The organism is Pseudomonas sp. PB106, from assembly GCF_009764645.1.
Classification (GTDB): Bacteria; Pseudomonadota; Gammaproteobacteria; order Pseudomonadales; family Pseudomonadaceae; genus Aquipseudomonas.
The window spans coordinates 71,634-96,521 of record NZ_RWIM01000015.1 but is presented as its reverse complement, the minus strand read 5'-3'; the positions used below and the strand labels follow the sequence as shown (position 1 = coordinate 96,521).

The 24,888-nt window shown below is 58.9% G+C and carries 20 protein-coding genes and 1 pseudogene; 8 read left to right on the top strand and 13 right to left on the bottom strand.

All coding sequences use genetic code 11. The features are described from left to right. Positions 1-80 precede the first annotated feature (80 nt). The gene (locus EJA71_RS02740) at positions 81-1,205 is read right to left on the bottom strand and encodes a GNAT family N-acetyltransferase (RefSeq protein WP_158954093.1); all 1,125 of its coding nucleotides are present in this window, start codon (positions 1,203-1,205) and stop codon (positions 81-83) included. Positions 1,206-1,486: 281 nt separating this feature from the next. On the opposite strand from EJA71_RS02740, the gene EJA71_RS02735 reads away from it, so the two are divergent. Beyond that, a complete protein-coding gene (locus EJA71_RS02735) occupies positions 1,487-2,809 on the top strand; it encodes a putative porin (protein WP_158954091.1) in 1,323 nt (440 codons plus the stop codon). A gap of 162 nt (positions 2,810-2,971) precedes the next feature. Here EJA71_RS02735 and EJA71_RS02730 read toward each other — a convergent pair whose 3' ends face one another. The 5 genes from EJA71_RS02730 to aceK form a co-directional block, all read right to left on the bottom strand. Next, positions 2,972-3,211 carry an anti-sigma factor gene (locus EJA71_RS02730; RefSeq protein ID WP_158954089.1) on the bottom strand — a complete coding sequence of 80 codons (240 nt, stop codon included), beginning with the start codon at positions 3,209-3,211 and terminating at the stop codon, positions 2,972-2,974. Next, positions 3,205-3,819 carry an RNA polymerase sigma factor gene (locus EJA71_RS02725; protein WP_158954088.1) on the bottom strand — a complete coding sequence of 205 codons (615 nt, stop codon included), beginning with the start codon at positions 3,817-3,819 and terminating at the stop codon, positions 3,205-3,207. Before EJA71_RS02725 ends, EJA71_RS02730 begins: the two co-directional genes overlap by 7 nt. A 96-nt stretch (positions 3,820-3,915) precedes the next feature. After that, positions 3,916-5,037: a beta-ketoacyl-ACP synthase III gene (locus tag EJA71_RS02720; RefSeq protein WP_158954086.1), complete on the bottom strand. Its 1,122-nt coding sequence runs from the start codon at positions 5,035-5,037 to the stop codon at positions 3,916-3,918. A 319-nt stretch (positions 5,038-5,356) separates the two neighbouring features. After that, positions 5,357-9,268: an ATP-dependent RNA helicase HrpA gene (hrpA, locus tag EJA71_RS02715; protein ID WP_158954084.1), complete on the bottom strand. Its 3,912-nt coding sequence runs from the start codon at positions 9,266-9,268 to the stop codon at positions 5,357-5,359. 168 nt (positions 9,269-9,436) lie between these two features. Then, positions 9,437-11,158 carry a bifunctional isocitrate dehydrogenase kinase/phosphatase gene (aceK, locus tag EJA71_RS02710; protein ID WP_158954082.1) on the bottom strand — a complete coding sequence of 574 codons (1,722 nt, stop codon included), beginning with the start codon at positions 11,156-11,158 and terminating at the stop codon, positions 9,437-9,439. Positions 11,159-11,556: 398 nt separating this feature from the next. Here aceK and EJA71_RS02705 point away from each other — a divergent pair, with 398 nt between their 5' ends. Both EJA71_RS02705 and EJA71_RS02700 read left to right on the top strand, forming a co-directional pair. Continuing rightward, the gene (locus tag EJA71_RS02705; RefSeq protein ID WP_158954080.1) at positions 11,557-13,182 is read left to right on the top strand and encodes a methyl-accepting chemotaxis protein; all 1,626 of its coding nucleotides are present in this window, start codon (positions 11,557-11,559) and stop codon (positions 13,180-13,182) included. A gap of 82 nt (positions 13,183-13,264) precedes the next feature. Next, positions 13,265-14,173: a DMT family transporter gene (locus EJA71_RS02700; protein ID WP_158954078.1), complete on the top strand. Its 909-nt coding sequence runs from the start codon at positions 13,265-13,267 to the stop codon at positions 14,171-14,173. A gap of 89 nt (positions 14,174-14,262) precedes the next feature. On the opposite strand, the gene EJA71_RS02695 is transcribed toward EJA71_RS02700, so the two are convergent. After that, entirely contained in the window at positions 14,263-15,126 is an 864-nt protein-coding gene (locus EJA71_RS02695; protein WP_158954076.1) for a DMT family transporter, read from the bottom strand. Between the two features lie 449 nt (positions 15,127-15,575). Here EJA71_RS02695 and EJA71_RS02690 point away from each other — a divergent pair, with 449 nt between their 5' ends. Both EJA71_RS02690 and EJA71_RS02685 read left to right on the top strand, forming a co-directional pair. Next, positions 15,576-16,109 (top strand): hypothetical protein, encoded by a 534-nt coding sequence (locus EJA71_RS02690; protein ID WP_158954074.1) that lies wholly within the window; start codon positions 15,576-15,578, stop codon positions 16,107-16,109. Positions 16,110-16,157: 48 nt separating this feature from the next. Beyond that, the gene (locus EJA71_RS02685) at positions 16,158-16,337 is read left to right on the top strand and encodes a hypothetical protein (RefSeq protein WP_158954072.1); all 180 of its coding nucleotides are present in this window, start codon (positions 16,158-16,160) and stop codon (positions 16,335-16,337) included. Positions 16,338-16,380: 43 nt separating this feature from the next. Here the strand turns inward: EJA71_RS02685 and EJA71_RS02680 are convergent, their stop codons facing one another. Both EJA71_RS02680 and cysK read right to left on the bottom strand, forming a co-directional pair. Continuing rightward, positions 16,381-17,319: an aspartyl/asparaginyl beta-hydroxylase domain-containing protein gene (locus EJA71_RS02680; protein WP_158954070.1), complete on the bottom strand. Its 939-nt coding sequence runs from the start codon at positions 17,317-17,319 to the stop codon at positions 16,381-16,383. A 185-nt stretch (positions 17,320-17,504) separates the two neighbouring features. Continuing rightward, positions 17,505-18,479 carry a cysteine synthase A gene (cysK, locus tag EJA71_RS02675; RefSeq protein WP_158954068.1) on the bottom strand — a complete coding sequence of 325 codons (975 nt, stop codon included), beginning with the start codon at positions 18,477-18,479 and terminating at the stop codon, positions 17,505-17,507. 128 nt (positions 18,480-18,607) lie between these two features. On the opposite strand from cysK, the gene EJA71_RS02670 reads away from it, so the two are divergent. Beyond that, positions 18,608-19,684 (top strand): DUF748 domain-containing protein, encoded by a 1,077-nt coding sequence (locus tag EJA71_RS02670; protein WP_158954066.1) that lies wholly within the window; start codon positions 18,608-18,610, stop codon positions 19,682-19,684. A 16-nt stretch (positions 19,685-19,700) separates the two neighbouring features. Here the strand turns inward: EJA71_RS02670 and EJA71_RS02665 are convergent. Further along, positions 19,701-19,949, bottom strand: a pseudogene (locus tag EJA71_RS02665) (DUF2442 domain-containing protein); the annotation flags it as partial. Between the two features lie 299 nt (positions 19,950-20,248). Here EJA71_RS02665 and EJA71_RS02660 point away from each other — a divergent pair. Next, positions 20,249-21,094 carry a MoxR family ATPase gene (locus EJA71_RS02660; protein WP_025110627.1) on the top strand — a complete coding sequence of 282 codons (846 nt, stop codon included), beginning with the start codon at positions 20,249-20,251 and terminating at the stop codon, positions 21,092-21,094. Between the two features lie 11 nt (positions 21,095-21,105). Then, the gene (locus tag EJA71_RS02655) at positions 21,106-22,284 is read left to right on the top strand and encodes a VWA domain-containing protein (protein WP_158954062.1); all 1,179 of its coding nucleotides are present in this window, start codon (positions 21,106-21,108) and stop codon (positions 22,282-22,284) included. A gap of 228 nt (positions 22,285-22,512) precedes the next feature. Here the strand turns inward: EJA71_RS02655 and EJA71_RS02650 are convergent, their stop codons facing one another. From EJA71_RS02650 to EJA71_RS02640, 3 genes are read right to left on the bottom strand one after another with little or no spacing between them, the layout of a single operon-like run. Further along, a complete protein-coding gene (locus EJA71_RS02650) occupies positions 22,513-23,436 on the bottom strand; it encodes a biotin-dependent carboxyltransferase family protein (RefSeq protein WP_158954060.1) in 924 nt (307 codons plus the stop codon). Then, a complete protein-coding gene (pxpB, locus tag EJA71_RS02645) occupies positions 23,433-24,137 on the bottom strand; it encodes a 5-oxoprolinase subunit PxpB (RefSeq protein WP_158954058.1) in 705 nt (234 codons plus the stop codon). Before pxpB ends, EJA71_RS02650 begins: the two co-directional genes overlap by 4 nt. Next, a complete protein-coding gene (locus tag EJA71_RS02640; RefSeq protein ID WP_158954056.1) occupies positions 24,134-24,886 on the bottom strand; it encodes a 5-oxoprolinase subunit PxpA in 753 nt (250 codons plus the stop codon). Before EJA71_RS02640 ends, pxpB begins: the two co-directional genes overlap by 4 nt. Between the last annotated feature and the right edge of the window lie 2 nt (positions 24,887-24,888).

The following is a 24,888-nucleotide window of genomic DNA, read 5'->3' as shown; positions in this document are numbered from 1 at the left end:
GCTCGCGATAGCGGTGTGTCAGTCAACATCGGTGGCTCTGACAGACCGCTATCGCGAGCAGGCTCACTCCTACAGGGGATCTAGGCTTGGCGATAGGGCAAGGCGGTTTTCGCTTCTTCGGCATAGGCCAGGATGCCGGCGCGTTCTTGCTGGAGGAAATCCTTAACCGCCGCTTTCAGCCCGGGATGGCGCAGGTAATGCCACGAATGGGTGATCACCGGTTCAAACCCGCGAATCAACTTGTGTTCGCCCTGAGCCCCAGCATCGAAACGCTGATAACCCTGGGCAATCGCGTAGTCCATGCCTTGATAGAAACAGGTCTCGAAATGCAGCCGGTCAAACTCGGCCAGGCAGCCCCAATAGCGCCCGTAAAAACTGTCGCCACCGACCAGACTGAACGCCATCGCCACCGGCCGTGAGCCCTGTTTGGCCAGCACCACGCGGATCGACTCCGGCATGCGATCGGCCAACAGACTGAAAAATTCCCGCGTCAGATAAGGCGTTTGCCGGCGCACCGCGTAGGTGTTGGCGTAGCAGGCATAGACAAAATCCCACTGCGCCTCGCTGAGCTCACGCCCCTCCAGCCATTCGAACTCGAAGCCCTGCCCCGCCACTTGCTCGCGTTCCTTGCGCATCTGTTTGCGCTTGCGCGAACTGAGCACGTCGAGGAAATCCTGAAAGTCGCGGTAGCCGCGATTCTGCCAGTGATATTGGCAGCCGATGCGCTGCAGCCAGCCCGGTTGCTCGGCCATCGCCGCGTCGGTAAAGGGGTCGGTGAAATTGATGTGCGCGCTGGAAAGCCCTTCGATTTCCAGATAGCCCGGCAGGCTCTTGAGCAGTTCAAAACCGTCTTCGACATTGGCCGCCAACAAGCGCGGACCGCTGACCGGACTGAACGGCACAGCGGTCAACAATTTGGGGTAGTAATCGATCCCCGCACGGGCGCAGGCATCCGCCCAACCATGGTCGAACACGTATTCGCCGTAGGAATGCCATTTGCGATAGCTGGGCAATGCGGCAATCAACCGGCCCTCGTCGATGTGCAGCAAATGCTCCGGTTGCCAGCCGCTGTGGGGGCCGACACTGCCACTGTCTTCCAGCGCACTGAGAAAGGCATGGCGCAGAAAAGGCTGAGTTTCCGGCACCAGTGCGTCCCACGTCGCCGGAGCGATTTGCGACAGGTTTTGCAGGCATTGCAACGGCATCAAATAGCTCTCCACACAGGACTTCAGCGCTCGGCGAGTATCGCCTATTGCGCCCGTTTGCACACCCGCCATCGGCCGACAGCGCTCTAGATCAATAGTTCGGCGCGAATCAACAACGTCATCATCCTGCCATCACTGTGCCACTGCTCTGTCATAAACCATCGCGATACTGGCGCCTGTTTTTAGAGCGCCGGGTTCTAACCCGGACACTGTTTTCCGACCTTAACCGTCGGTTGTGCCCAGGATGGTTCAGCCATCCTCTCTCATCTTCGGAGATTGCTATGCGTCTTGCTTCCACGAAAACTGCGGCGGCCCTGTGCGGTGGCTTGTTGCTGGCCATGAGCGTACCGGCCAGTGCTGCAGTCGACGCCAAACTGCTCGACATGCTCAAGGCTAACGGTTCGATTTCCCAGGCGCAGTACGTAGAACTGCAAACTGAACTGGCCAAGGATCAGAAGGCTCAGCAAATCGCGCAGCAGGCGCAGCAAGAGACCAACGAACAAGTCGCCGCCGTGGCGAAGAAAACCAACGATCAAAGCGTTTTCGACCAGAAACTGGCGTGGGCCGCGAAGACCCAGTTCAAGGGCGACGTGCGTATCCGTCAGGAAACCATCAAGATCGACGGCGAGCCGAACAACGGCGGCCGCGACAAGGATCGTCAGCGCATCCGTGCCCGTCTGGGTGCCTACACCGAGATCAACCCGCAGGTCGACACCGGCATCCGTATCGCCACCGGCGGCGGCGACGATGCCCGTTCGACCAACCAGGATCAGGACAACTACTTCGACAAGAAGCAGATCTGGCTCGACCTGGGCTACATCGACTACCACCCGGATCAGATCAAGAACCTGCACATCATCGGCGGCAAGATGCTCCAGCCGTGGGTGAGCATGGGCGACGTGATCTGGGACAGCGACATCAACCCGGAAGGTCTGGCCGTTACCTACAAATATCCACTGGGCAGCAGCGCCGAACTGTTCGGCAGCCTGGGTAACTACAACCTCAAGGACAACGTCGACGGCGATGGCGTGCAATTCCGTCACGATCTGCGTTTGACCGCCGGCCAGTTGGGTAGCCGCTTCAACATCACCGACAACTTGAAACTGACCCTGGGCGGCAGCGTCTACGCCTACCAGAACGACGAAGACAGCCGCTGCACCGGCACTTCCACACCGTGCGCCCTGGCCGTCAACGGCAACTCGGCCAACAACGAATTCCGTCTGTATGAGGGCTTCAGCCAGGTCGACATCGGCGGTCTGCCAATGCCACTGTCGTTCTACGGTCAGTACGTGAAGAACAACGATGCCGTGACCGATCAGGACACCGCGTGGCTGCTGGGTGCCAAGTCGAAAGTCTTCGGCCTGAATCTCGATTACAACTACCGTGACGTGCAGCGCAACGCCGTGGTCGGCGCCTTCACCGATTCCGACTTCGCCAACGGCACCACCGGTTCCCGTGGCCACAAGTTCAAGGTCGGTTACGACATCGACAAGAACTTCGCCATTGGCGCCACGTACTTCCTGACCAAGGCCGACTTCGCCAGCCGTGGTCAACGTGATGCAGACGCCAACACCCTGCAGCTGGATGCGGAAGCCAAGTTCTAAAAACGCTTCACCCTATAGCCCGGTGCGGGCGGGACGATCCCCATCATCCGTTCGTTTCATCCGCACTGAGCTATTCCCTTTGTAGGAGCTGCCGGAGGCTGCGATCTTTTGATCTTAAAAAACAAGATCAAAAGATCGCAGCCTCGTTTCACTCGTCAGCTCCTACGAAGAGCGATCCTTGCGACGTTGCTCGGCCAGGCGTTCGGCCAAGGCATCCTCACCCTCTTGCGGCTTCTCCGGCATCGCTTTCAACGTGGCCTGGATCAATTTCATCTGCCGAATGAAGCGCCGGCAATTGGGGCAGAACATCAGGTGATGACGCACCATCAGTTTCTCGCGAAAGCTCAACTGGCCATCGAGATAGTCGCTGGAGCGCGCCACTTGTTCCTTGCAGGTCAGCATTCGCCGGTCTCCTCAAAATGCTCCACCGTGGCGAAGACTTTCAGCCGCGCACGGTGCAGTAGCACACGGACATTGGAGAGCGAGATTTCCAGAAGATTACAGATCTCTTCCAGCTCCAGGCCCTGACGTTCACGTAACAGCAACACACTGCTTTGCAGCTCCGACAGGCTGAGCAAGGTGTGCTCCAGGCAATCGCGCAATTCATCTTCGGTGAGCAAGGCTTCGGGGGTGTCCTGATGCCAGGCGAACGGGGCGATCAGCCAATGGCCGTCACCGGGCGAGAAACGATCGTCATCGATGGTGCCGTGGGGCGACGGCAGGTCATCGATCAGCACTTCGCGGCGATTTTGCTTGTAGCGACTTTTCGCCGAGTTGGCGGTGATGGTCAGCAGCCAGGTTTTGAGACTGGAACGCCCCTCGAAGCTGCCGATATGGCGAACCACGGAAAGCCAGGCGTCCTGCACCACTTCTTCAACATGGCGCTGACCGACGATGGCATAGGCCACGGCGCGCATGGCGCTCTGGTAGGTGCTGACCAGCTCCTTGAAAGCCTTCTGCTCACCGGCCAGAAGGCGTTCGAGCAGTTGGGTGTCGTCCGTTGCGGCCATGCGTTACCTCTCTGAAAGCAAAAGATCGCAGCCTGCGGCAGCTCCTACAAGGATCAGTGTAGGAGCTGTCGCAGGCTGCGATCTTTTAAGGTGCTATCAACGTTTACGCAGAATCACGCTGCCGATCGAGTAACCGGCGCCGAACGAGCTCAGCACGGCCAGCGAACCGGCAGCCAGATCATCCTGATATTTGTGGAACGCAATCACCGAGCCGGCGGAGCTGGTGTTGGCATAGGTGTCGAGAATCACCGGCGCTTCTTCTTCGGTGGCTTCGCGGCCCAGCAGTTTGCGCACGATCAGGTGGTTCATGCTCAGGTTGGCCTGGTGCAGCCAGAAGCGCTTCACATCGCCAACATTCAGCTGGTTCTCTTGCAGATGCTCACCGATCAACTCGGCAACCATCGGGCAGACATCCTTGAACACCTTGCGGCCTTCCTGGACGAACAGCTTGTCTCGGGCACCGACGCCCTCTTCTGCGGCGCGGTTGAGGAAGCCGAAGTTGTTGCGGATGTTGTTGGAGAACTTGGTCAGCAGTTTGGTGCTGACCACGTCGAACTGGTGCGTGGACGTCGCCAGATCAGCGCGCTCGATGATCACCGCAGTCGCGGCGTCGCCGAAGATGAAGTGGCTGTCACGGTCACGGAAGTTCAGATGCCCGGTGCAGACTTCCGGGTTGACCATCAGGATTGCCCGGGCCTGACCCAATTGCACGCTGTTAGCGGCGGCCTGAATGCCGAAGGTCGCCGAAGAACACGCCACGTTCATGTCGAAGCCGAAGCCTTGAATGCCCAGGGCTTCCTGAACCTCGATGGCGATGGCCGGGTAGGCGCGTTGCAGGTTGGAGCAGGCAACGATTACACCGTCGATGTCGGCAGCGGTTTTGCCGGCACGTTGCAGGGCCTGTTCGGCAGCGCCGATGGCCATCTGGCAAAGCACCGACCATTCGTCGTTGGAACGCTCCGGCAGGCGCGGGGCCATGCGTTGCGGATCGAGGATGCCGTCCTTGTCCATGACAAAGCGGCTCTTGATGCCCGAGGCTTTTTCGATGAACGCGGCGCTGGATTCGGTCAGGGCCTGGACTTCGCCGCTGGCAATGGCGTCGGCGTTGTCCGCGTTGAATTGCGCGACATAGGTATTGAAAGACTGCACCAGCTCTTCGTTGGAGATGCTGTTGGCCGGGGTATACAGGCCGGTGCCGCTGATGACGACGTTATGCATGGTCGTTTCTCTAATCTGTTCAGGCAGAAAGTGCTGGAACCGTCGTACCAACACACAAAGGGTCTATTCCCATCCGGGGGACGCAAACCTGGCATCGTTTTATTGCGCTGCGCGACGTGGCCGAAGGCTCTGGGTCGCGAAACCGGCGCTTATGGTCGCGAAGTTTGCCATAAACGTGGACTTTTGGCGCCTTTCTCAAGATCAACACGGATGATCGTTCCCACGCTCCTGCGTGGGAATGCAGCCCGTGACGCTCTGCGTCACTGGACGCGGAGTGTCCCCAGAGGCATTCCCACGCAGAGCGTGGGAACGATCAGCGTTACGGTTCTACCTGGCTCCACTGCTTGTTCAGGCGTTTATCGGAGATCGGTGTTTTCGTGCCCAACTGTTGGGCGAACAGCGAAACCCGGTATTCCTCCAGCCACCAGCGATACAACTCCAGCTGCGGATCGCGTTTGCCTTCCTGGGCATGTTTGGCGGCGCGAGCCTGGTATTGCGCCCAGAGGCCGGCGAGTTCGCCGCTCCAGACGCGATCCTTCTGCACCTGCGCGCCAAGCTTCTCGAAACGCTGCTCGACCGCCTTCAAGTAACGCGGAATTTCTTTGAGCCACTGCATCGGCGTCTCGCGGACAAAACCCGGATACACCAGGTGGCTGATTTGCTGCTTGATGTCATTCAGCGCCACGGCTTGGGCCAGATCGATCTTGCCTTTGAAGCGCTTCTGCAAACCGTGCCACAGCTTGAGAATCTCCAGCGTCAGCCGCGCTACGCGCTCGGCGTGTTCGGTCCAGCCGCCGCGTTTGCGCTCGGCCAGTGCCGCCAACCCGGCGCCATCGCGGGGCAGCGGGTCCTCACCTTCGAGAATGCAACTGTCGAGGCTAGCCAGCAGAATGTCTTCGACCAGCGCATCGACGCGGCCCAATTCACGATAGAGCAGGCCCATCTCCGTCTGCCCCGGCAACTTGCTGCGCAGGAATTTCGCCGGTTCGGCCAGTTGCTGCATCAACAGACGCTGCAACGCGCGACGGTGCTGGAATTCGGCTTCGGCCGGGGTTGAAAAGCGCCCTTCCTTGACCGTGCCGCCCTCTTCGACCAGCGCCGGATACACCGTCATCGATAGCCCGGCGATCTTCTGCTGAGTCTTTTCCGCGACCGGCGCGAAGACTTTCGCCTCGACCGGCTGCTGGCTTTTCGCACTCTGCGGCACGGCCAACGCGGCCTGACTGGCCTCGGCAAAGCGTGCGGTCAACTCAGCCAGATCGCGACCTTCGCCAAGGAACTTGCCCTGGCCGTCGACGATTTCCAGGTTCATCCGCAGATGCCCTTCGACGCCCTGCTCGGCTTCTGCCCACGCCTCGTCGCTGACCCGCGCGCCGGTCATGCGCAACAGCTCACGGCCCAGCGCTTGCGGCAACGAACCTTCGCCGAAGGTCATGCGCTGCAGGGCAGCTTTGATGAAGTCCGGCACCGGCACGAAGTTCTTGCGCAGCGCTTTCGGCAGGTTGCGCACGAGGGCGATGCACTTGGCCTCGATCAGACCCGGCACCAACCATTCCAGACGTTCCGCCGGCAGCATCGGCAACAGCGGCGCCGGCACGCGCAGGGTCACGCCGTCGCGCGGGTGATTGGGTTCGAAGTGATAGGTCAGCGCCAGTTCCAGATCGCCGATGTGCAGGGTGTCCGGATAGTGCAGTGCGGTGACTTCACTGGCCTCACGGGCCAGCACGTCTTCTTCGCGCATGATCAACAGCTGCGGATCTTTCTGACTGTTGATGCGGTACCAACTGTCGAAGGTCGCGGTCTGGTGAATCTCCGCCGGCAAGCGCGCATCGTAGAACGCGTAGAGGGTTTCTTCGTCGGCAAGAATGTCGCGACGTCGGGCCTTGGCTTCCAGTTCGTCGAGCTGTTCCAGCAGTTGCTTGTTCGCGGTGAGGCATTTGGCTCGGGACTGAATCTCGCCACGGACCAGACCTTCGCGGATAAACAGCTCACGGGACACCACCGGATCGATCGGGCCGTAATGCACCGGGCGGCGGCCGACCACGATCAGCCCGAACAGAGTGATCTGTTCGAACGCCACGACCTGGCCGCGCTTCTTTTCCCAGTGCGGTTCAAAGTGGTTTTTCTTGATCAGGTGCCCGGCCAGCGGCTCGATCCAGTCGGCGTCGATCTTGGCGACCATGCGCGCGTAGAGTTTGGTGGTTTCCACTAGTTCGGCGGTCATCAACCATTGCGGACGCTTCTTGCCGATGCCCGACGACGGATGAATCCAGAAACGCCGCTGACGCGCGCCGAGGTAATCGCCGTCTTCGGTTTTCTGCCCGATCTGGCTGAGCAAACCGACCAGCACCGCTTTGTGCAGTTTCGGATAATCCGCCGGCTCTTTGTTCAGGCTCAACTGCATGTCGCGGCAGATCAGGCTCAACTGACGATGGGAATCGCGCCACTCGCGCAAGCGCAGATAGTTGAGGAAGTTCTTCCGGCACCAGTTGCGCAGCGGGCTCGCGGTCAGCGCTTGGCGCTGCTCTTCAAAACCACGCCACAAATTCACCAATCCGGCAAAGTCGGAGTCGATGTCTTTCCATTGCGCGTGGGCCTGATCGGCGGCTTGCTGGCGCTCCGGCGGCCGCTCGCGCGGGTCTTGAATCGACATCGCACTGGCGACGATCAGTACTTCTTGCAAGCTGCCGAGCTTGGCCGCTTCGAGCAACATGCGGCCCATGCGCGGGTCGACTGGCAGACGCGCCAATTGGCGACCCAGAGGCGTCAGTTGACTGTTGCGATCCACCGCCGAGAGTTCTTGCAGCAGGTTGAAACCGTCGCTGATCGCCTTGCCGTCCGGCGGTTCGATAAACGGGAATGCGGTGATTTCGCCAAGGCGCAGATGCAGCATCTGCAAGATCACAGCGGCGAGGTTGGTGCGCAGAATCTCCGGATCGGTAAATTCCGGGCGGCCGTTAAAATCTTCTTCGCTGTACAAACGAATGCAGATGCCCGGCTCGACCCGGCCGCAACGACCTTTACGCTGGTTGGCGCTGGCCTGGGAAATCGCCTCGATCGGCAGCCGCTGCACCTTGGCGCGATAGCTGTAGCGGCTGATGCGCGCGGTGCCGCTGTCGATCACATAACGAATGCCCGGCACGGTCAGCGAGGTTTCGGCGACGTTGGTCGCGAGCACTACGCGACGCCCAGGGTGCGACTGGAAAATCCGCTGCTGTTCGGCCGGTGACAGGCGCGCGTACAGCGGCAGAATTTCAGTGTGTTTGAGTTGGGCTTTGCGCAGCATGTCAGCAGCGTCACGAATCTCGCGCTCACCGGGCAGGAACACCAGCACATCGCCGGGGCTGCGACGCTCGCTGCGTTCATAAGCGGCGACTTCATCGAGGGCGGCGAGGATCGCCTGATCCACGGTCAGGTCGTCCTCGACACGGTTGCCCTCCTCGTCCTGCTCCAGGGTCAGCGGGCGATACCAGGTATCCACCGGGAAGGTACGGCCGGAGACTTCAACAATCGGCGCATCGTCAAAATGCTTGGAGAAACGCTCCAGATCGATGGTCGCCGAAGTGATGATGACTTTCAGATCCGGGCGACGCGGCAGCAGGGTTTTCAGGTAACCGAGCAGAAAGTCGATGTTGAGGCTGCGTTCGTGGGCTTCGTCGACGATGATCGTGTCGTAGCGCTCGAGGTAGCGATCGTTCTGGGTTTCCGCGAGCAAAATACCGTCGGTCATCAGTTTGATCAGGGTGTTGGAATCACTCTGATCTTCGAAACGCACCTGATAGCCGACCAGTGAACCGAGCGGCGTGCCGAGTTCTTCGGCGACCCGGCTGGCAACGCTGCGGGCAGCGATTCGACGCGGCTGGGTATGGCCGATCAGACCGTGCTGGCCGCGACCGATTTCCAGACAGATCTTCGGCAACTGCGTGGTTTTACCCGAGCCGGTTTCGCCGGCGATGATCAAGACCTGGTGCTTTTCCATGGCCTTCTTGATTTCGTCGCGCTTGGCGGCAATCGGCAAACTGTCGTCGTAACGAATCACCGGCAGGCTGGCCTTGCGCGCCAGCACCTGATCACAGGACGCCTGCATGCGCGTCACCCACTGGGCCAGTTTGGCCTCATCGGGTTTCTTGCGCAGCTCAAGCAACTGCCGCCGCAGCCGGTGACGGTCGGCGAGCATGGCGTGGTCGAGGTTTTTCAGCAGTTTGTCGATGGAGGGCGATTCGTCGGTCATCGGGTAGGCAATTCGGTCGTCTGTTTATGCAGGGGGCCGATTGTCGCAGATTTGCCTCCGATTGGCCTGCTTCCCCTGTAGGAGCTGCCGAAGGCTGCGATCTTTTGATCTTGTTTTTTTAAAAGCAAAATCAAAAGATCGCAGCCTTCGGCAGCTCCTACAGAGGAGTTATTCGTTGTCCAGGCCTTTGCGGCGGTACGGGAAGACGTCGATGACTTTGCCGGCGCGAATCGCTTCCTGCAGGCTCTTCCAGTAATCAGCGTTGTACAACTCGCCGTGCAACTGATCGAACAACTTGCGCTGTCCCGAATCGGCAAACAGGAACGGCGGAAATTCCTCGGGGAACACATCCAGCGGCCCTATCGAGTACCACGGTTCGGAAGCCATTTCGTCCTCCGGAGTACGCGGCGCCGGGATATGGCGGAAGTTGGCTTCGGTGAGGAAACAGATCTCGTCATAGTCATAAAAGACCACGCGTCCGTGGCGGGTGACGCCAAAGTTTTTCAGCAGCATGTCGCCGGGAAAGATATTCGCCGCCGCCAGTTGTTTGATCGCCAGGCCGTAATCCTCAAGCGCCTCGCGCACCTGCGCGTCATTGGCGTTTTCCAGATACAGGTTGAGCGGGGTCATCCGCCGTTCGGTCCAGCAGTGGCGGATCAACACGGTGTCGCCCTCGACCGACACCGTCGAAGGCGCTACGTCCAGCAATTCCTCAAGACACGCCGGATCAAACTTGCTCAGTGGAAAACGGAAATCGGCGAACTCCTGGGTATCGGCCATGCGCCCGACCCGATCGACGCTTTTTACCAGTCGATATTTCTCGATCACCGTGGCGCGGTCGACGTTTTTCGAGGGCGAAAAACGGTCTTTGATGATTTTGAACACGGTGTTGAAACCCGGCAGGGTGAACACGCTCATGACCATGCCGCGCACACCGGGGGCCATGATGAATTGGTCATCGGTATTGGCCAGGTGATTGATCAACGCGCGGTAGAACTCGGATTTGCCGTGTTTATAGAAACCGATCGAGGTGTACAGCTCGGCGATGTGTTTGCCCGGCAGGATGCGCCGCAGGAAACCGATGAATTCCGCCGGCACCGGCACGTCGACCATGAAATACGAACGGGTGAAGGAGAAGATGATCGACACATCGGCTTCGTCGGTAATCAACGCATCGATCTGAATCCCGCGCCCTTCGCGGTGCAGCAATGGAATCACCAGCGGCCATTGTTCGTCGCGGGTGTAGATGCGCCCGACCAGGTACGCGCCCTTGTTGCGGTACAGCACCGAAGAAAACAGCTCGACGGCCAGTTCCGGATCCTTGCACACCCAGTCCGGCAGGTTCTCGCGCAGCTGCGCTTCGAGCCGGCGCAAGTCGCCGGGCAAATCGGCGTAATCCTCGCCGAAGCGATAGTCGGCGAAGATGCTCGCGAGCATCCCCGACAACTGCCCTTGCGGCTTGTAGGTGCGGGTTTGTGCGGCGCGGGCCCGGCGCAGGCTCGGGCGCGTGGTGTGGATGAACATGCAGCCATCGCTGATCAGGTCGTGGCTGAACAGCCCGCAGAAAATCGAGTTGTACCAGGTCTCGGACAGCTCATCGTCGAAGCGCAGGTCGATGACGCTGATGTAGGCGCTTTTCACCAATGGCCAGCAGCTGACGTTCATCAGCGTCTCTTCGGCGAAATATTCACGCAGGCGGGCGACGGTTTCGCCGACTTTTTCTTCGTAAAGGTTGATCCGCGCCGCCGATGCCGTCTGCGCCTCCTGCCAACGCGCTTGCTCGAAGCGCTCGCGGGCGCCGTCGGTGATCCGCCGGAAATGCTCGCGGTAATCGTCAAAGCCATCGAGGATCATGCGGGCGATGTCGGTGGCTGGCCATTGCTGCGGCATAAATGAGATCTCTGCGTGGCGGTAGGAATCTGTGCCTGAGCTTAGCCACGGAACGCCGCGCAGGTGAAGTGCAATTTCGGCCAAATCCACGCAAGGTTGTACGCCGATACAGTTTTTACGAAGTTTTTTTAATCGACCGTTCGGTCAATTTATCGCCTGCTCAGTCCCTTTCGCAGTCCTGCGCCAGCCCGCGGATTCTCTGGGCTTCGGATCCATTAGCGAGCAGATGCGTCTAGCCCGCGGTTTCTCTGCGGCCAAGCGCGGCATCAGCAAAGCATCCAGATTGGTCTTACCAAAATAGTGGCACTTTGATATACACCCCGCCATTACCCGCCTCACAACAAGATCCTCGGTCCACGAGGGCGACCTCTCCCCTCAAAAGATCAAGGAGCACATAGATGTCTATCCGGAATCTGCGCATCGGTTTGCGCGCCAGTTTGAGTTTCGCCGTATTGGCCGGTCTGCTGGTGTTGGTCGGCCTGTTCGGGCTGGGCCAGATGAAAACCCTGCGCGAAAGTGCGGTGGTGATTGAAGAGTCATGGATGCCGAGCATCGAGAGCATTCACGACGCTGCCGCCAACATCGCGAACATCCGCCTCGAATCGCTGCGGCTGATTACCAGCACCCAGCCTGCCGTGCGCGACCGAAGCAAAGGCATCATCAAGGCGCAACGCGAGGAATTGCTCAAGCGCCTCGGCGACCACAAAACCCTGCTCACCAGTGATGAAGAAGGGGCGATGCTCGACAGCTTGAATGCCAGCACCGCCAAGTACATGAGCATCCTCGAGCAGATCATCGTCCAGATCGACGCCGGGCAGACTGAACAGGCCTACACGCGTCTGAACAATGAGCTGGCGCCGCAAGGTGGGGTACTCGACAAGGCCCTGGAGCAGATGATCGCGTTCAACCAGCAAGGTGCAGATGCCGCCGCCGACGCAGCCGCCGCTATGTATCAGCAGGCGCTGTGGATTGTCGCCACGATCATCGTCATCGCGCTGATCGCCACCCTGCTGCTGGCCTGGCAATTGACCCGCAGCATCACCACGCCGATCAATCAGGCACTGAACGTGGCGCGCCGCATTGCCTCTGGCGACCTCAGTGGACAGATCGCCAGCAGTGGCAAGGATGAAGCCGCGCAGTTGCTCGACGCCTTGGCCGAGATGCAAGGCAATCTGCGTTCGACCATTCGTGGCATCAGTGAATCGGCGCAGCAACTGGCCTCCGCTGCCGAGGAAATGAGTTCGGTGATGGAGCAGAGCACCCGTGGTCTGCAACAACAGAACGACCAGATCGAACAGGCAGCTACCGCCGTCACCGAAATGAGCACGGCCGTGGATGAAGTGGCGGCCAATGCGGTGTCCAGCGCCGAGGCTTCCGAAGCCTCCAACGAAGACAGCAAGCACGGCCATGTGCAGGTCAGCGAAACCATCAGTTCGATTCAGGAGTTGGTCAGCGCGGTACTGGGCGCGTCGGAGCAAGCCGAGGGCTTGGCCACCCAGGCGCAGGACATCAGCAAGGTACTGGAAGTGATTCGTGGGATCGCCGGGCAGACCAATCTGCTGGCGCTCAACGCGGCCATCGAAGCGGCGCGGGCCGGCGAGGCTGGGCGTGGATTTGCCGTGGTCGCCGATGAAGTTCGCTCGCTGGCGCAACGCACGCAGAACTCCACCGAAGAAATCGAGCTGATGATCAGCAGTATCCAGCACGGCACCAGTGCCACCGTCGGCGCCCTGCAAAGCAGTGCCGAGCAGGCTGAACATACCTTGCGTCGAGCCAATAGCGCCGGGCAGGCATTGGAGAAAATCACTGCCTCGATTTCGCAGATCAACCAGCGCAACCTGGTGATCGCCAGCGCAGCCGAGCAACAGGCACTGGTGGCCCGCGAGGTTGATGAGAATCTGGTGACCATCCGCGATCTGTCGACGCAAACCGCTGCCGGCGCCACCCAGACCTCGGCCGCGAGCCAGGAACTGTCGCGTCTGGCCGTCGATCTCAACGGGCTGGTCACACGTTTTGTGATCTGAGCCAGTTCAATGCCCGATTAGCGGTTGCCTTCGACAGGGCGCTCGGCAACACTCTCGTCCCGATCAAGGAAGGAGCCCCGCCGTGAGCCCTGTCGATATTTTCCGTATGTTGTCGCTGGCAGCCATCTGGGGCGCGAGTTTTCTGTTCATGCGCGTGATTGCGCCGGTGATCGGCTCGGTCCCGACGGCATTCTTTCGCGTGTCGATCGCCGCCGCCGGGTTGCTGGTCATTCTGGGGCTGATGCGCATCAGTTGGGATTTCAAAGGCAAGCTGAAAACCGTGATGCTGCTGGGCGTGATCAATTCCGGGCTGCCGGCAACGCTCTACTCAGTCGCCGCGCAAGTGCTGCCGGCCGGCTACTCGGCGATTTTCAACGCCACCACACCGTTGATGGGCGTGCTGATCGGCGCATTGTTCTTCAGTGAGAAGCTCACGGCCGCCAAGTTCAGTGGGGTGTTTCTCGGTCTGTTCGGCGTCGGCGTGCTGACCCGCGCCGGTCCCGTGGCATTCGATCTGCAATTGCTGATGGGCGCCCTCGCCTGCCTGCTGGCGACCACTTGCTACGGCTTTGCCGGGTTCCTCGCGCGGCGCTGGCTGGATCAGGCCGGCGGCCTCGACCCACGCCTGTCGGCACTGGGCAGCATGCTCGGCGCGACGTTGTTCCTGTTGCCGTTGTTCGGCTACAGCGTCATCACCGCGCCACCGGTCAGTTGGGGCGGCTGGAATGTCTGGTTGTCGCTGCTCGGTCTGGGCCTGGGGTGCACGGCATTTGCGTACATCATTTATTTCCGCCTGCTCAGCTCGATCGGTCCGGTGAAGTCGATGACCGTGACCTTCATGATTCCGCCGTTCGGCGTATTGTGGGGGGCGTTGCTGCTGGATGAGCCATTGTCGATGGCGCATGTGTATGGCGGAGTGCTGATTGCGGCGGCGTTGTGGCTGGTGTTGAAACCTGCTGCGCTAAAACCCGTTGAAGTGAATACCCGGTAAGCGCTGCCGCAGGCTGCGATCTTTTGAGGTTGTTTATAAAGACAAGATCAAAAGATCGCAGCCTGCGGCAGCTCCTACAGGGATTAGCGTTATTGGGATTTACGGAACACGAATGCCAGGCCGATGACGATCAACACCATCCCCAGCACACTCAACGCCGCCAGACGATTGCCGAATATCAGGTAGTCCATCACCGCCGTCACCGCCGGCACCAAATAGAACAGACTGGTGACATTCACCAGATTGCCCCGCGCGATTAGCCGATACAGCAACAGCGTCGCCAGCACCGAAACCACCAGTCCCATCCACAACACCGGCACGATAAAACCTGCGCTGTGTTCGAAATGAAATGGCTGGAACGGCACAAATATCCCGCACAACAACAGCCCGGCAAGGTATTGCACCGGCAGCGTGCCGAGGGGATTGTCGGTGATGCGCTTCTGCATGATCGAGCCCAGGGTCATGCTCGCCAACGCCAGCAGACCGAAGAGCATTCCCGCCCAGGACATCCCGGCCAAGCCGATGCCCTGATAAACCACCATGATCAGCCCGGCCAACCCCAGCGCCAGACCGAACAGGCGACTCGCCGAGCGCTGCCGCTCCATCAAGACCACGGTGAGAATCGGCTGCACGCCCATGATGGTCGCCATCACGCCCGGGGTGACCTTGGTGTTCAGCGCCAACAGATAGAAAATCTGATAAGCCCCCAGCAACACCACGCCCGTGGCAATCGCGTAGAGCATCGGCTTGCCGCCCTTGGGCAGCTTCAATTTAAGCAACGGCGCCAATAGCAGCAGCCCGCACAGGGCGATCACGAAGCGCATCAGCAGAAAGGCGAAGGGCGAGGCGTGGGCCAAGCCCCATTTGGAGAAGATCGCGCCGCTGCTCCACAGCAGAACGAACAGGCTCGTGGACGTCGCCGCGAGCACGGATTTTTTCGACAGGACAAACATGGATACCACCTGTAGTCAGGCAAAAAGCCAACTCAGCCGAAGCTGAAATTCAGTAGGTTTTTCTGGCGGGCGCAGGGGTCAGCAAAGAATGCCGATCAGCCCGAAACGCCAACGCCCGGCGGTGATACGACTGCGCACACCGGCGTGCTACTGACAGGTGGGGGGTAATGACTGATCCGCTTGGGCTGCTGATTCCCGCACGGCACCACGACAGCGTTGACCGCTGAATCGACTACCGCGTTGATGAGGGATGCAGGCATTTGGGCAGATCTTTTTTGAAGGGTTGAAGGTGAGTCGTGCGACTCACGAGCGCCGACTATAACCAGCGTGGGACATGGATTGCAATGAGTTGGGCAAAGGGCCGCTAGCGACAGATGGATGCGAGCTGAATAGGCTGTTGAGCAACGGCGACACCTATCGATGGGGAGACATGGAATGCTCGAAATCACATGCCAAGGGAACGGACGTATTTGCGGTATCAGTTGTATCGGTCAGAGGCCAGGAAGCAGGCTGGCATCACCTTCTCGAAACTGCATGAAGAACTACAGAAGCAAGGAGTAGTGGACGTCGATCATTCCAGAGTTCGTTTCGAAGCAATTGATGCTCAAGCGCAGAGAGCCTATGAAGAATGGGTTGATCCTCATTTTTCCTGGCAAGACGTCGTCAGATGGAAAGTGAAAGAACCACTTAGCTTCGATTTGGCAATCTGGTTTGATCAGGAGTTATGCGGGCTTTGCTTTGCTAACCCGAATCAGAGTCGGTTAAGAGTAAAAATCGTGCGCCTGGAAGGAAAGCCCGAGAACGATCACCCTCTCAAAAGCCGAGTAGCGACATTTGCTTTGACCGCTGTTACTCACTTCGCACGAATCATCGGCAGTACGCAGATAGAAATTCAGGAACCTCTCCCAGGAGTGATCTCTCTTTACCGACAACTGGGCTTCGAATTCGATTCAGAGGATAGGCTTGTGAAGCTAATTGACTGAGTCTAGTATCGGGCAACTGCTCATTTAATGAACAACGCCGGAGGCACTATGAAGGCTGTCGTTGAAAAAGAGGCGCCAGGCGCCAGATCGGTAAAGGCCGATAGAAAACGCTCTTTCGGAAAGTTATCTGAGCAAGAGTTGCTCCGAATTAAAGAAGCGTTGGTAAATCCAGCCGTGGAGGAGCCGGGTGGTATTCTCGCTGGTGCCTCGTTCACCTTTCCTTCATAAAAAACCGCTCACAAAGAGCGGTTTTTTATGACCTGATCCAGCCTCAACCAAACAGCCAATACCCCAACAACGTCAACACCACCACCGCCAGCACCGGCCGCAACACGCGGTAGGCTTTCGGATGACGGCGTTTCCACTGTTTGACCACGCCGCTGAACTTGTCGCTGAAATTCTTGCTCCAGGCGTAGGCCTGATTGATCCCACCGACGCGTTCGTCATCAAGGTTCTGCGGTGCGGTTGCACGGCCGAGGAAAGCACTGATAGAGCGGTTGATGCGCGTCATCAGACGGTTTCGCAGTGGACGCTCGACGTCGCAGAACAGGATCACCCGAGTCTTTTCGGTTTCGTTCTTGACCCAGTGCACATAGGTCTCGTCGAACATCACGTCCTCGCCATCACGCCAGGCGTAAACCTGGCCGTCGACGAAAATCCGGCAGTCGTCGGAGTTCGGCGTCGATAAGCCAAGGTGATAACGCAGGGAGCCGGCGAACGGGTCACGGTGCGGGTTGAGGTGACTGCCACCCGGCAGCAGGGCAAACATCGCGCCTTTGACATTGGGGATGGCACTGACCAGCGCCACGGTTTTCGGGCACAGGGTTTCAGCCGACGGCAGCGGTTTGTCGTACCACTTGAGGTAAAAACGCTTCCAGCCCTTTTTAAAGAACGAACCAAACCCGGCATCGTTATTCTTTTCAGCGGCGCGAATATAGCCCTCATCGAACAAGTGCATGGCTTCGTCGCGAATGGTTTCCCAGTTATCGCGCAGCACATCCAGCTCCGGGAACTTGCTGCGATCCAGGTATGGCTTGGACGGCACGCTGGAGAACAGGTACATCAAGGCGTTATACGGGGCGAACAACGCCGAGTGGTTGACGAACTGACGCAGTACCGGCAATCGCGCCTTGCCGCGCAAATGCACATAGAGCGTGCTGCCCAGAAACAGCAACAGCACAAACGCCTTGGCGGCAAACGAAACGGTCATCAACAACTCCTTGAATAAAGACAACGCTGCGCAATGCCATTTACCCGACATGGCAGCCGGCCATGATAAACACTACCGGCCTCGGGAAAAACCCGCTCAACCCAAGATTCAGTGTTAAGAATTGCGCAACAAAGCATTTATTAACATAACGATCCTGAACCTTGGCTGACCTGAATCAAATGGATTTACTGCTGATTCTCCTGTTCGGTGAACAGGTCACTGAACAGCATGCTCGACAGATAACGCTCACCCGAGTCCGGCAGAATCACCACAATGGTCTTGCCCTGCATCTCCGGAGTTTCCGCCAAGCGCACCGCAACAGCCATTGCAGCACCGCAGGAGATACCGCAGAGAATCCCTTCTTCCTGCATCAGGCGCAGGGCCATGGCCTTGGATTCTTCGTCGGTGACCTGCTCGACCCGGTCAACCATCGACAGATCGAGGTTTTTTGGGACGAAACCGGCGCCGATCCCCTGGATCTTGTGCGGGCTTGGCTTGATCTCTTCGCCGGCCAAAGCCTGGGTGATGACGGGTGAGGACACCGGTTCGACCGCCACCGACAGAATCGGTTTGCCTTGAGTATTCTTGATATACCGCGAAACGCCGGTGATGGTTCCGCCCGTGCCGACGCCCGCTACCAGTACATCGACCGCACCATCGGTATCGTTCCAGATTTCCGGGCCCGTGGTCTTTTCATGAATCGCCGGGTTGGCCGGGTTATCGAACTGCGCCGGCATGAAGTATTGGTCGGCATCGCTGGCGACGATCTCGGCAGCCTTCTCGATGGCGCCTTTCATGCCTTTCGCCGGCTCAGTCAACACCAGTTCGGCACCCAACGCCTTGAGCACCTTACGCCGTTCGATGCTCATGGACGCCGGCATCGTCAGCATCAATTTGTAGCCACGTGCGGCTGCAACGAAAGCCAGACCGATACCGGTGTTGCCCGAGGTCGGCTCAACGATGGTCATGCCCGGTTTGAGTTTGCCGTTGCTTTCGGCGTCCCAGATCATGTTCGCGCCGATCCGGCACTTGACCGAATAACCGGGATTGCGCCCTTCAATCTTGGCCAGGATGGTCACGCCACGCGGCGCAATGCGGTTGATCTGCACCAGCGGCGTATTACCGATGGAATGGGCGTTGTCAGCAAAAATACGGCTCATGGCTGGGTCCTTATGCAGCGTTGAATTCAGCCTTCCAAGGTAAGCCTGTTGCCCATCGCAGTCCAGTCGGGTCGAACGTCTGTGGTCGCTGACAGTCAATCGCTTTACATCGTTCGGGAATTACCGCCATGAAGCGTCGCTACAGTTGGCCGTTGTGGACCCTCGCGGGAGTTGTTGTGCTGCTGATCGCCTTGCACATCGCCCTGCCCTACATGGTGCGCGACTACCTGAATGGCAAGCTTGCGGACATGGGTGACTACCGTGGCCAGATCACTGACGTCGATCTGGCCCTGTGGCGCGGGGCTTATAAGATCAATGGGCTGAAAATCGTCAAGGTCGACGGCAAAGTACCGGTGCCGTTCGTCAATGCACCGCTCATAGATCTGGCGGTCAGCTGGCACTCGCTGTGGTACGACCACGCGGTGGTCGCACAAGTGAAGTTCGTCAAACCTGAAGTTAACTTCGTCGACGGCGGTGCCAACAAGCAGAACTCCCAAACCGGTCAAGGCACCGACTGGCGCGAACAGCTGGGCAAGTTGCTGCCTATCACCCTCGACGAGGTGCAGATTAGCGACGGCAAGATCAGTTTCCGCAACTTCAACTCCAAACCGCCCGTCAATATGAACGCCACCAACGTCGACGCGAGCATCTACAACCTGACCAACGTCGTCGACAAAGAAGGCAAGCGTGATGCCCGGTTCGAAGGCAAAGCCCTGCTGCTCGGCCACGCACCGCTGGAAACCACGGCGACATTCGATCCTCTGAGCAATTTCGAAGACTTCGAATTCCGCCTGCGTGCCAAAGACATCGAACTCAAAAGCATGAACGACTTCGCCTCGGCCTACGGCAAATTCGACTTCAATGCTGGCCACGGTGATGTCGTCATCGAAGCCAAAGCCAAGAAAGCCCAAGTCAACGGTTACATCAAACCGCTGCTGCGCGACGTCGAAGTGTTCAACTGGCAACAGGACGTGGAAAACAAAAACAAAAGCATCTTCCGCTCAGTCTGGGAGGCATTGGTCGGGGGCACTGAAACCGTGCTGAAGAACCAGGCAAAAAACCAGTTCGCCACCAAGGTCGAACTCAGCGGCAACGTCCACCAGCAAAATATCAGCGCGTTCGAAGCGTTTTTGCAGATATTGCGTAATGGTTTCGTACAGGCATTCAGTGCGCGGTATGAGCGGCCCAAGCCGGATGCGGGTTAGGGTCTGGAGGTAAAAATGCATCCCGATACAGAGTGTCTGCGCCTATTTGAATATCCGAGGTCAGCCATTCAACAGCCCAGCCATCATCTGCTAGACGAGCTGTAGTGAAGATGTTCGGATCGACTAATGCATTTAGTCCTGGATAAGTATGGATGTCTCGACTCAGGTCAACCGTCACCTGCTGGCCATTGATAAAAGTCAGTGACAATAGGCAATCTGGATGTGCAGTAACTGCTGATAAGCGTGGTCGTTTCATAGGCAACAACTTTTAGCGCCTCCAAATGGGCGAAATGGGACATGCTTCACAACCGAGCGGGATCAATCTTCCAGGCTACAGAAAGTTTTGCCGCAGGTACTGACGTGTCCACAGAGGCTATCGCCGAATCAATCAGGTAAAAATACTGGCCATCCGCCGAGACTGAGTCAACATGTGACGCCCCATTCAGAGACTGAATAAGCCGTCTGCGTTCACAGTCGACCGGCCTGCGCGTTATAGTCGGGCATCCGATTATTTCGCCCCCGCCCTGCCCGTTCAGGTCGGCGTTACCGTTCGAGGATTAGCAGATGAAGTTCGAAGGCACCCAGGCCTACGTCGCCACCGATGACCTGAAGCTGGCGGTCAACGCCGCCATCACCCTGGAGCGGCCGCTGCTGGTCAAGGGCGAGCCAGGCACCGGCAAGACCATGCTCGCCGAGCAACTGGCCGAGTCGTTCGGCGCCAAGCTGATCACCTGGCACATCAAGTCCACCACCAAGGCCCATCAGGGCCTGTACGAGTACGATGCGGTCAGCCGTCTGCGCGACTCGCAACTGGGCAACGAAAAAGTCCACGACGTGCGCAACTACCTGAAGAAAGGCAAGCTCTGGGAGGCTTTCGAGTCTGAAGAGCGGGTCATTCTGCTGATCGACGAGATCGACAAGGCCGACATCGAGTTCCCTAACGACTTGCTGCAAGAACTCGACAAGATGGAGTTCTACGTTTACGAGATCGACGAGACCATCAAGGCCAAGAAGCGTCCGATCATCATCATTACGTCCAACAACGAGAAAGAGCTGCCGGACGCCTTCCTGCGCCGTTGCTTCTTCCACTACATCGCCTTCCCCGACCGCACCACCCTGCAGAAAATCGTCGACGTGCATTACCCGGACATCAAGAAAGATCTGGTCAGCGAAGCGCTGGACGTGTTCTTCGACGTGCGCAAGGTGCCGGGCCTGAAGAAGAAGCCGTCGACTTCCGAGCTGGTCGACTGGCTGAAACTGCTGATGGCCGACAATATTGGCGAAGCGGTGCTGCGCGAACGTGATCCGACCAAAGCCATCCCGCCGCTGGCCGGTGCCTTGGTCAAGAACGAACAGGACGTGCAACTGCTTGAGCGTCTGGCGTTCATGAGCCGTCGCGGCTCTCGATAAAGGCCATCGTCATGCTGCTCAACCTGTTCAATGAAATGCGTGCAGCCAAGGTTCCGGTATCGGTGCGCGAGTTGCTCGACCTGATCAACGCGCTGAAACAGCGCGTGACCTTCGCCGACATGGACGAGTTCTACTACTTGGCGCGGGCGATTCTGGTGAAGGACGAACGCCATTTCGACAAGTTCGACCGCGCGTTCGGCGCCTACTTCAATGGCCTCGAGAAGCTCGACGATCACTTGCAGGCGCTGATTCCCGAAGACTGGTTGCGCAAGGAATTCGAACGCTCGCTGAGTGACGAGGAACGCGCGCAAATCCAGTCCCTCGGCGGTCTCGACAAGCTGATCGAAGAGTTCAAGAAACGCCTCGAAGAACAGCAGGAACGCCACGCCGGCGGCAACAAATGGATTGGCACCGGCGGCACCAGCCCGTTTGGCTCCGGCGGTTTCAACCCGGAAGGCATTCGGGTGGGCGATGCCGGCAAGCGTCAGGGCAAAGCGGTGAAAGTCTGGGATCAACGCGAGTACAAAAACCTCGATGACTCGGTGGAACTGGGTACGCGCAACATCAAAGTCGCGCTGCGTCGCCTGCGTAAATTCGCCCGCCAAGGCGCGGCAGAAGAACTCGACATCGACGGCACCATCGACCACACCGCCAAAGACGCCGGGCTGCTGAATATCCAGATGCGTCCCGAGCGCCGCAACACGGTGAAGCTGTTGTTGCTGTTTGACATCGGCGGCTCGATGGACGCGCACGTGAAGATCTGCGAGGAGCTGTTCTCGGCCTGCAAGACCGAGTTCAAGCATCTGGAGTACTTCTACTTCCACAACTTCGTTTACGAATCGGTGTGGAAGAACAACATGCGCCGCACTTCGGAGCGCACTTCGACCCAGGATCTGCTGCACAAGTACGGTGCCGACTATAAGGTGATCTTCATCGGTGACGCCGCCATGGCGCCCTATGAAATCACCCAGGCCGGCGGCAGTGTCGAGCACTGGAACGAAGAGCCGGGTTATGTGTGGATGCAACGGTTCATGGAGAAGTACAAGAAGCTCATCTGGATCAATCCCTATCCGAAGGATACGTGGGGCTATACCTCTTCCACGAACATCGTCAGGGATTTGATCGAGGATCAGATGTATCCGTTGACGCTGCGTGGGCTTGAGGAAGGGATGCGGTTTCTTTCCAAGTGACGACCAGATCGTTCCCACGCTCTGCGTGGGAACGCATCCAGTGACGCTCTGCGTCACAAAGACGCGGAGCGTCCCGGGCGGCATTCCCACGCGGAGCGTGGGAACGATCAATCTGCTGCGTCTGTACTGACGCCATCGCGGGCAAGCCCGCTCCCACAGGTATCGGTGGTGTACATAAATTTCGTGTACAACTCGGACACTGTGGGAGCGGGCTTGCCCGCGATGCTTTTAGCTATTTCTGAAGCGCTGCAGATATTTGATGTGCTCGCGATGCGCGACATCTTGCACCACCGGCCGCAACCGCACCTGCGCGCCCGGCAGACACTGCGCTAACCGCGCCAGCGCCAACGGCGTCAACGCCCCCAGTCGCGGATACCCGCCAATCGTCTGCCGATCATTGAGCAACACAATCGGCTGGCCGTCCGGCGGCACTTGCACCGCGCCCAACGGAATGCCCTCGGAAATCATCGGCTGGCCCTGATATTCCAACGCCTTGCCCAACAAGCGGATGCCCATGCGATCCGCACGACTGTCCAGCGTCCAGGCACTGTTGAACACATCAAACACGCTCTGCCCGCTGAACTGGCCGATCTGCGCACCAAGCACCAGATCCAGCGGTGCAGGCGACTTCAAATCCGGCCGCAGCGCCACTGGCACTTCCCGCACCAACAGCGATTCTCCGTGATAACTGAGGGTCGACCCCTTGGCCAGCGGCAAGCCCATGCCATCAAGCCCGCCGAGCTCTTCACGCACCACTGTGGCACTGCTGCCCAATACCATCGGCGCCGCAAAACCACCGGGCGCTGCCAGATACGCCCGAGCGCCGAGCAACGGTTGCGTGAACTGCAACCGCTGACCTCTGCCCAACTTGAAACTGCACCACGGCGCCAACGGCTGACCGTCGACCTGCGCACCGAGATCCGCCCCGGCCAACGCCAACAAACAATCCTCGTCAGCCACCACGGTAAAGCCGCCAAGGGTGATTTCGACGACCGGTACATCCAGCCCATTGCCCAGCAACCAATTGGCCCAGCTCATCGAACACCAATCCGCCGCACCGCCCTGGGTCACGCCCAGATGCCGCACGCCGAATCGTCCGGCATCCTGCAACAGGCACAGCGGCGTACTCGCTTCAATCCTCAGTCGGCTCATACCTGCGCCTCCAATGGCGTGTCGTCGCCGCCCAGATTGATGAACTCGGCGTGACTGACCGCTTCGAAGCGCACCGTATCGCCGGGTTGCATCAGGCTGTAGCCATCGCGGTTGCGGTCGAACAATTTGGCCGGGGTGCGGCCGATCAGATTCCAGCCGCCGGGAGATACCACGGGGTACGCAGCGGTTTGCCGTTCAGCAATTCCGACACTGCCAGCGGCGACTTTCTTGCGTGGGGTATTCAAGCGCGGCGCCGCAAGAACTTCTTCGACCAAGCCCATAAAGGCAAAACCCGGCGCGAACCCGAGCGCAAACACCTGATATTCGCGGCCGCTGTGGCGACGAATCACCTCCTCCACCGCCAGCCCGCTGCGCTGGGCCAGCAAGCTCAGTTCCGGCCCGACGCTCACGTCATACCAGACCGGCAGCACATGGCACTCCCCCGAACGATGTGCATTGGGCGACAAATCAACCAGCGCCTCAGCAATCGATTCCCGCGCCTGATTCGGACTCAAAACCGTCAAATCGTAATGCACCATCAGCGTCGTATACGACGGCACCAGATCGATCAATTGCGCGCCAAACACCGCACGCAAACGCTCGCTGGCGGCGAGCATCCACGGCATGTTGGCCTCAGCGATTTCATCGAACAGACGCACCATCAGGCAATCCAGTGCCACCACTTCAATCCTTGGATTCATGACGCGCTCTGTTGATTCAAGGCGTGGCGAATGCGCTGCACGGCGGCCACCGAACTGGCGTTGTCGCCGTGTACGCAGAGGGTGTTGGCATGCAGACGGAAGGCGCTGCCATCGCTGGCGGTGAGGTTGTCGCCACGGGCAATGGTCAGTGCTTGCTCGATGATTTTTTCGGGATCGTGATGCACCGCCCCCGGCAGTTGCCGCGAAACCAGTCTGCCAGCGCTGTCGTAGGCGCGGTCGGCGAAGGCTTCGAACCACAACGTCACGCCGAACTCATCACCAATTTGCTGCGCGGCCGAGTTGTCGCGAGTGGCCATCAACATCAGCGGCAGACTGCAATCGTAAGCTGCTACGGCTTGAATCACCGCACTCAATTGCGCTGGGTTGGCCATCATGTCGTTGTACATCGCGCCGTGGGGTTTGACGTAACTGACCCGCCCGCCCTGCGCTTTGCAAATGCCGTCGAGGGCGCCGATCTGGTAATGCAGGATGTCTTGCAGCTCTTGCGCGGAATACGCCATGGAGCGGCGACCGAAGCCGACCAGATCCTGATAGGCCGGGTGTGCACCAATCTGTACGCCGTGGCTCAAGGCCAGGCTGACGGTCTTGCGCATGATGCTCGGGTCGCCGGCGTGGAAACCACAGGCGACGTTGGCGCAATCGATGAAGGGCATGACCTCGGCATCCAGACCCATGGTCCAGCTGCCGAAGCTCTCGCCAATGTCGCAGTTCAATAGCAGGCGGCTCACGG

What these genes read in the sequence shown, in the direction of transcription:
- EJA71_RS02740 (WP_158954093.1), bottom strand. Translation starts at nt 1,205, where the DNA reads ATGCCGTTGCAATGCCTGCAAAACCTGTCGCAAATCGCTCCGGCGACG.
- EJA71_RS02735 (WP_158954091.1), top strand. Translation starts at nt 1,487, where the DNA reads ATGCGTCTTGCTTCCACGAAAACTGCGGCGGCCCTGTGCGGTGGCTTG.
- EJA71_RS02730 (WP_158954089.1), bottom strand. Translation starts at nt 3,211, where the DNA reads ATGCTGACCTGCAAGGAACAAGTGGCGCGCTCCAGCGACTATCTCGAT.
- EJA71_RS02725 (WP_158954088.1), bottom strand. Translation starts at nt 3,819, where the DNA reads ATGGCCGCAACGGACGACACCCAACTGCTCGAACGCCTTCTGGCCGGT.
- EJA71_RS02720 (WP_158954086.1), bottom strand. Translation starts at nt 5,037, where the DNA reads ATGCATAACGTCGTCATCAGCGGCACCGGCCTGTATACCCCGGCCAAC.
- hrpA (WP_158954084.1), bottom strand. Translation starts at nt 9,268, where the DNA reads ATGACCGACGAATCGCCCTCCATCGACAAACTGCTGAAAAACCTCGAC.
- aceK (WP_158954082.1), bottom strand. Translation starts at nt 11,158, where the DNA reads ATGCCGCAGCAATGGCCAGCCACCGACATCGCCCGCATGATCCTCGAT.
- EJA71_RS02705 (WP_158954080.1), top strand. Translation starts at nt 11,557, where the DNA reads ATGTCTATCCGGAATCTGCGCATCGGTTTGCGCGCCAGTTTGAGTTTC.
- EJA71_RS02695 (WP_158954076.1), bottom strand. Translation starts at nt 15,126, where the DNA reads ATGTTTGTCCTGTCGAAAAAATCCGTGCTCGCGGCGACGTCCACGAGC.
- EJA71_RS02690 (WP_158954074.1), top strand. Translation starts at nt 15,576, where the DNA reads ATGCCAAGGGAACGGACGTATTTGCGGTATCAGTTGTATCGGTCAGAG.
- EJA71_RS02685 (WP_158954072.1), top strand. Translation starts at nt 16,158, where the DNA reads ATGAAGGCTGTCGTTGAAAAAGAGGCGCCAGGCGCCAGATCGGTAAAG.
- EJA71_RS02680 (WP_158954070.1), bottom strand. Translation starts at nt 17,319, where the DNA reads ATGACCGTTTCGTTTGCCGCCAAGGCGTTTGTGCTGTTGCTGTTTCTG.
- cysK (WP_158954068.1), bottom strand. Translation starts at nt 18,479, where the DNA reads ATGAGCCGTATTTTTGCTGACAACGCCCATTCCATCGGTAATACGCCG.
- EJA71_RS02670 (WP_158954066.1), top strand. Translation starts at nt 18,608, where the DNA reads ATGAAGCGTCGCTACAGTTGGCCGTTGTGGACCCTCGCGGGAGTTGTT.
- EJA71_RS02660 (WP_025110627.1), top strand. Translation starts at nt 20,249, where the DNA reads ATGAAGTTCGAAGGCACCCAGGCCTACGTCGCCACCGATGACCTGAAG.
- EJA71_RS02655 (WP_158954062.1), top strand. Translation starts at nt 21,106, where the DNA reads ATGCTGCTCAACCTGTTCAATGAAATGCGTGCAGCCAAGGTTCCGGTA.
- EJA71_RS02650 (WP_158954060.1), bottom strand. Translation starts at nt 23,436, where the DNA reads ATGAGCCGACTGAGGATTGAAGCGAGTACGCCGCTGTGCCTGTTGCAG.
- pxpB (WP_158954058.1), bottom strand. Translation starts at nt 24,137, where the DNA reads ATGAATCCAAGGATTGAAGTGGTGGCACTGGATTGCCTGATGGTGCGT.